2 protein-coding genes are annotated in these 1,199 nt (G+C 56.5%); one reads left to right on the top strand and one right to left on the bottom strand.

The genetic code is table 11. The features are described from left to right. Window positions 1–467, top strand: a 467-nt coding sequence (locus tag AUR66_RS11385; RefSeq protein WP_157533077.1) for a zinc-binding dehydrogenase, incomplete at its 5' end; no start/stop codon positions are given. Window positions 468–700: 233 nt separating this feature from the next. Here AUR66_RS11385 and AUR66_RS11380 read toward each other — a convergent pair. Next, window positions 701–1,199, bottom strand: a 499-nt coding sequence (locus tag AUR66_RS11380; RefSeq protein WP_058572520.1) for a rhomboid family intramembrane serine protease, incomplete at its 5' end; no start/stop codon positions are given.

The following is a 1,199-nucleotide window of genomic DNA, read 5'->3' as shown; positions in this document are numbered from 1 at the left end:
ATCAAAAGACCACGTGGCTCACCGAAGACCTCGGGTTCGACGCCGCAATCAACTACAAAACCACCGACGACTACCGCACTGCTCTGGACGAGGTCGTACCGGAGGGTGTGGACGTCTACTTCGACAACGTGGGCGGGCCAATCACTGATGCTGTATTCACGAAACTCAACCTGGACGCACGCGTCGCCGTCTGTGGCCAAATCGCTCATTACAACGACGAAGATGTTCCGATGGGACCGCGAAAACTGCCGATGCTCATAGCACCGCGTGCACGAGTGCAGGGCTTACTCGTGAGTGACTACGCGACGCGATTCGAGAAAGCAACTGAGCGACTTGGAAAGTGGGTTGGATCTGGTGATCTGAAACACCGCGAGACGGTCGTCGAGGGCTTAGAGAATGCACCGGGTGCGTTCCTCGGACTCTTCTCTGGCGACAATATTGGAAAGCAGGTGGTTCGAGTCTCCTGAATACAGCGCGCGTATCGGCCATAGGAAATTTCCGGCTGCCGACTATCCGAGTCGAGAGATAGAGTATCTATTCTTCAATCGTCAGTGTGTAACTCCACCCAAACTCTTCCCACGACGTGTCCGCTCTAACCTTCGGCACAAATGTCCCCCGAGTTCGAGCAGGTGCATTGGGTGAGAAATCGCGTAGCTTCTCGACATCGAGATGGAATGGTTCCTTGCTGGGTTGAGGTCCTTCAGACGTGCAACAGCCTGAATCGCCCAGCGACCAACCCAAGTGTCGCTCCAGTGAAGTGGGCCATGAGCGCACTCCCAGGCGCGCTGTATTGCATCGTGAGCACGAGGGCTATTACGACGATCATAAGCACGACGGCCCACAGTGGGACGCGCAGGCGGTCGAGTAGGATCTTCGAGGCGATATTCGAAGTGAGAACGTAGCCGACGAGGGCGAACACAGCGCCACTTGCACCGAGGACACCAATCGGAAAGCCAAACAGAGACAGTGCGAAGACCTGAACCGCTCCAGCTGTTGCCCCGGTCACGATGAAATACAGATGGAACCGAGCCCACGACGTCGACATCGCTACCAACCCACCGGCCACAACGAGCACCACTGCATTACTGAGGAGGTGTCCCAGACCAATATGTGCATACACACTCGTGACAAGCGTCCAGGGGTGGGCGCCTAACGGCGCGGTGAGGATAAACAGGTTGCGACCAAACCCTACAAACGCA

It is taken from the genome of Haloferax profundi, from assembly GCF_001469865.1.
In the GTDB taxonomy this organism is placed as follows: domain Archaea; phylum Halobacteriota; class Halobacteria; order Halobacteriales; family Haloferacaceae; genus Haloferax; species Haloferax profundi.
The sequence above is the reverse complement of the archived record's forward strand: the minus strand, read 5'-3'. Positions and strand labels throughout refer to the sequence as shown.